General features: G+C 74.4%; 4 protein-coding genes. All 4 read left to right on the forward strand.

The window, feature by feature from the left end; genetic code table 11:
* The first annotated feature begins 77 nt into the window (after nucleotides 1–77).
* On the forward strand, nucleotides 78–758 hold the full coding sequence (locus TR49_RS19355) for an SCO family protein (RefSeq protein ID WP_042383159.1): 681 nt from the start codon (nucleotides 78–80) through the stop codon (nucleotides 756–758).
* Nucleotides 755–1255 carry a copper chaperone PCu(A)C gene (locus TR49_RS19360; RefSeq protein WP_042383161.1) on the forward strand — a complete coding sequence of 167 codons (501 nt, stop codon included), beginning with the start codon at nucleotides 755–757 and terminating at the stop codon, nucleotides 1253–1255. Before TR49_RS19355 ends, TR49_RS19360 begins: the two co-directional genes overlap by 4 nt.
* Before the next feature lie 40 nt (nucleotides 1256–1295).
* Entirely contained in the window at nucleotides 1296–3308 is a 2013-nt protein-coding gene (locus TR49_RS19365; RefSeq protein WP_042383162.1) for a copper resistance CopC/CopD family protein, read from the forward strand.
* A 52-nt stretch (nucleotides 3309–3360) separates the two neighbouring features.
* The coding region (efeB, locus tag TR49_RS19370; protein WP_042383225.1) for an iron uptake transporter deferrochelatase/peroxidase subunit at nucleotides 3361–4609 on the forward strand (1249 nt) is incomplete at its 3' end.

Genomic DNA, 4609 nt, shown 5'->3' on the forward strand with positions numbered 1-4609 from the left:
AAGTCCCCGCCCGGCCCCCGGCTCACCCGCCTGCCCGCCGCCCGCCACGGCCCTTGACCTCCAGGGAAAGCACCGACATGTCTTCTTCCACCTTCCCGACCCGCCCCACCCGCCGCTCCGTCCTGCTCGGTTCGTTCGGCGGCGCGGCCGCGCTGCTGCTGACCGCGTGCGGCTCCTCCGGCTCGTCCTCCGGCGCCGCGTCGACCGACGGCCAGGCCGCGGCGTCGACGCGGCAGGGCCCCTACCAGGGGGACCCGCTCGGCCGTACCTTCGACAAGCCCGCCGTCACGCTCACCGACACCGACGGCAAGCCCTTCGACCTGGTCGCGGGCACCCGCGGCAAGGCGATGCTGCTGTACTTCGGCTACACGCACTGCCCCGACGTCTGCCCGACGACCATGGGCGACATCGCGGTGGCCGTCAGCAAGCTGCCGAAGGACCAGCAGAGCAAGATCGACGTGGTCTTCGTGTCCACCGACCCGGCCAGGGACACCCCCGCCGAGATCCGCACCTGGCTGGCCGCGTTCAACCCCTCCTTCATCGGCCTCACCGGCGACATCCAGACGATCATCACGGCCGCCAAGTCCGTAGGCGTCTACGTCGCCGCCCCGGTCAAGGGCCAGGAGCCGGTGCACGGCGCGCAGACCCTCGCCTTCTCGCCCACCGACGACAAGGCACACGTCCTCTACACCAGCGGCACCACCACGGCCGTCTTCGAGCACGACCTGCCGCTGCTGATCAAGGGCGTGGCGGCGTGAGGCGGCGTTCCGCCCTCGCCGCGGCGGCGCTTGCCGCGCCGCTGGCGCTGGCCGGCTGCTCCTCCTCGGGAGCCACCGCGGCACCGGCCGCGCCCGCAACCCCTGTGGCCCACGCCGCCGCCGCGCCGCGGATCAGCGTCTCCGGCGCGTACATACCGCTGCCGTCCCTCCCGGACATGGCCGCCGGATACTTCGTGCTCCGCAACGACGGCGACGAGGCCGCCACGCTGACGGGCGTCACCAGCCCGCAGGCGCAGTCCGTCTCCATGCACGAGAGCACGGCGTCCACGATGGTCGACACCCCGACGGTCCGGGTCCCGGCCCACGGCGTGGTGACGTTCGCCCGCGGCGGCCGGCACCTGATGCTGATGGGGCTGCACCCGGCGCCGAAACTCGGCGCGCGCGTCGATCTGACGCTGCGCTTCGACGACGCCGCGCCGGTGACCGTCCAGGCCACCGTGCAGCCGCTCACCTACCAACCGGGCCAGTCGGGCTGATGAGCGGCGCGGGAAGAGCGGGAAGAGGAAGGACGCTCCGATGAAGCGATACGCACGCTCCGCCGCGGCGCTGCTCGCGCTGCTGGTCGCGCTGCTGCTCGGCGGCGCGGGCGTGGCCTCGGCGCACGCCGCGCTGCTGTCGACCGACCCGGCGCAGGGCACCGTCGTGGCCGTGCCGCCGACGGCGGTGACGCTGCACTTCAGCGAGTCGGTGACGCTGGAGCCCGACGCGGTGCGGGTCTTCGACCCGAGCGGACGGCGCGTCGACACCGGTACCGCCGGGCACGCCTCCGGCGACGCGTCGACGGCGCAGGTGCGGATCGACGCGAGCGCGGCCGCCGCGCAGGGCACCTACACCGTCGCCTGGCGGGTGATCTCGGCCGACACCCACCCGGTGGCCGGCGCGTACACCTTCTCCATCGGCCGGGCCTCCGCGCCCGCCGCGCTGACCGGAGTCGCGGGCGTCGGGAGCAGCGGGCCGACGGCGACCGGCACGCTCTACGGGCTGTCACGGGGCGTGCAGTACGGGGCGGTGGCGCTGCTGATCGGTTCTGTCGGCGCCGTGCTGCTGTGCTGGCCGGGCGGGCTGCGGTTGCGGGGCGTCCAGCGGCTGATGATCGTCGGCTGGGCCGGGCTGCTGCTGTCGACGCTGGCCGAGCTGGCGCTGCGCGGCACCTACGAGGCGGGGACGGGGCTCGGGAAGGTCTTCGACCTCTCCCTGCTGCGGCAGGTGCTCGGCGAGAAGCTGGGCGTGCTGCTGGCGGTGCGGGTGCTGCTGCTGGCCGGCGCGGGGGTCTTCCTGGCGCTGCTCGGCGGGCACGCACAGGGCGGTGACGAGAACGGCGACGAGAGCGGTGCTCTCGTCGTGGAGCGGCGTCGCCGAATCGGACTGGGCGTCAGCGGAGCACTGCTCGCGATCGCGATCGCCATCACCTGGCCGCTCGGCGACCACGCCTCGGTCGGCCTGCAGGTGCCGCTCGCCGTCACGCTCGACACCGTCCACATCCTCTCCATGTCCCTCTGGCTCGGCGGCCTGGCCACCGTGCTGGTGGGCCTGCGTGCCCTGACCCGGGCCGGGGGCATCGACGTCCGAGCGGTCGGCCGTTTCTCGACGCTGGCGTTCTGGTGCGTCACAGCCCTCACCGCGACCGGCGTCTACCAGGCCTGGCGCGGACTCGGCTCCTGGTCGGCACTGACCGACACCACCTACGGCCGGTTGCTGCTGGTCAAGATCGGCGCCGTCCTGGTCATCCTCGGCGCGGCCTGGATGTCCCGGCGCTGGCTCACGCTGCTGCGCACCGACGCGGCGGCGGACGAGGCGGAGGCCGGAGCCGCCACCGAAGCCGAGGAGCTCGCCGAGGCGGGCGTCCTCGCCGAGGTGCCCGCCGCCGGTGCGGAGCGGACCGCCGAGCGGACGGGCGAGCAGACCGCCGAGCACGCCGCCGAACGCACCGCCGAGGCGGGCCAGGACGCGGACGCGGATCCGGAGCGCGCGGCCCAGCTCGCCCGGCAGGCGAAGGCGCGGCAGCAGGCACGGCAGCGCAAGGCCCGCGAGGCCGCGCCCGCACGCGGCATGCTGCTGCGCTCGGTCGCGCTCGAGGCCGTCTTCGCCGTCGTCGTCCTGGGGCTGACCACCGTGCTGACCAACTCGCCGCCCGGCCGCTCCGTCGCGGAGCAGCAGGCGGTCGCCAAGGCGGCCGCGCACGGGCCCGTCGACGTGACGCTGCCCTACGACACCACCGGCACCACACGCGGCGCCAAGGGCAGGATCACCGTCGACATCGACCCCGCCCGCCCGGGACAGAACACCCTGCACGCCTACCTCTACGACAGCACCGGCAAGCCCGTGGACGTCCCCGAGCTGGACGTCGCGTTGTCGCTCAGGTCGAAGAACCTCGGCCCGCTCACGGTGAAGCTGGACCACCTCGACATCGGCCACTACGGCACGGCGGACCTGGAGCTGCCGCTGGCCGGCCGGTGGACCCTCGCCGTGACCGTCCGCTCGGACGACATCGACGAGGCCACCGTCACCACACCGATCACCGTGGGCTGAACCGATGTCACCGAACGGGCCAACGAAGACCGAGAAGAACGAGACCAGCACCATGAGCTCCGACGCACCCCGCCCGCAGCTCTCCCGCCGTCGCCTTCTCGGCGCGGCGGGGGCGGGCGGCGCCGCCGGTCTGGCCATCGGCGCGGGCGGCTACGCCCTCGCCGTGCCGGGCCCCCGGCAGCAGACCTCCGACGGCGTCCCCGCGACCGCGCTCGGCAGCACGGCGGTGCCGTTCCACGGCGCCCACCAAGCCGGGATCGTCGAGCCGATGCAGTCCGCCCTGCACACGACCGCCTTCGACCTCACCCCCGGCACCGCACGACCCGGCCTCACCTCGCTGATGAAGCGCTGGTCCGCCGCGGCCGCAGCGATGGCGGAGGGCAGGACGCCGCCCGGCCTGACGGACGACCAGATCGCCCTCGACGCCGGTCCGAGCTCGCTCACCGTCACCTTCGGCTTCGGCGCCTCCGTCTTCGCCAAGGCGGGACTGACGGCCCAGCTGCCGGACCGGCTCGCCGCCCTGCCCCCGTTCCCCGAGGACCGGCTCGACCGCTCCCGCAGCGACGGCGACCTGTGGGTGCAGGTCTGCGCGAACGACCCGCTCGTCGCCTTCCACGCGGTGCGCACCCTGCAACGGCTCGCCGCCGGCCAGGCCGCCCCGCGCTGGCAGATGACCGGCTTCAGCCGCGCGCCCGGCGCGACGGCGCGCCCGATGACGGGCCGCAACCTGATGGGCCAGATCGACGGCACCAACAACCCCAAGCCGAGCGAGAAGGACTTCGCCTCCCGCGTCTTCGTCCCCGCGAGCGGGCAGCCCGCGTGGATGGCGGGCGGCAGCTACGCCGTCTTCCGGCGCATCCGGATGCTGCTGGACGTCTGGGACCAGCAGTCCCTGGAGCTCCAGGAGCGGACGATCGGCCGCCGCAAGGCCTCCGGCGCGCCGCTGTCGGGAGGCACCGAGACCACGCCCGTCGACCTGGGCAAGCAGAACCCGGACGGCTCGCTCGCCGTCCCCGGCGACGCGCACGTGCGGGTCGCCGCGCCCGCCGCCAACCAGGGCGCGGCGATGCTGCGGCGCGGCTACTCGTACCACGACGGCTTCCGCCCCGACGGGGCACCGGACGCCGGGCTGCTCTTCGTCTGCTTCCAGTCCGATCCGCAGACCGGATTCGTCCCGGTGCAGCGGAAGCTGGCGCGCGGGGACGCGCTGTCCCAGTTCGTCGTGCACGAGTCCTCGGGCCTGTACGCGGTCCCGGGCGGCGCGGCGCCGGACGGGTACGTCGGCCAGGCACTACTGGAGA

The organism is Streptacidiphilus melanogenes, assembly GCF_000787835.1.
In the GTDB taxonomy this organism is placed as follows: Bacteria; Actinomycetota; Actinomycetes; order Streptomycetales; family Streptomycetaceae; genus Streptacidiphilus; species Streptacidiphilus melanogenes.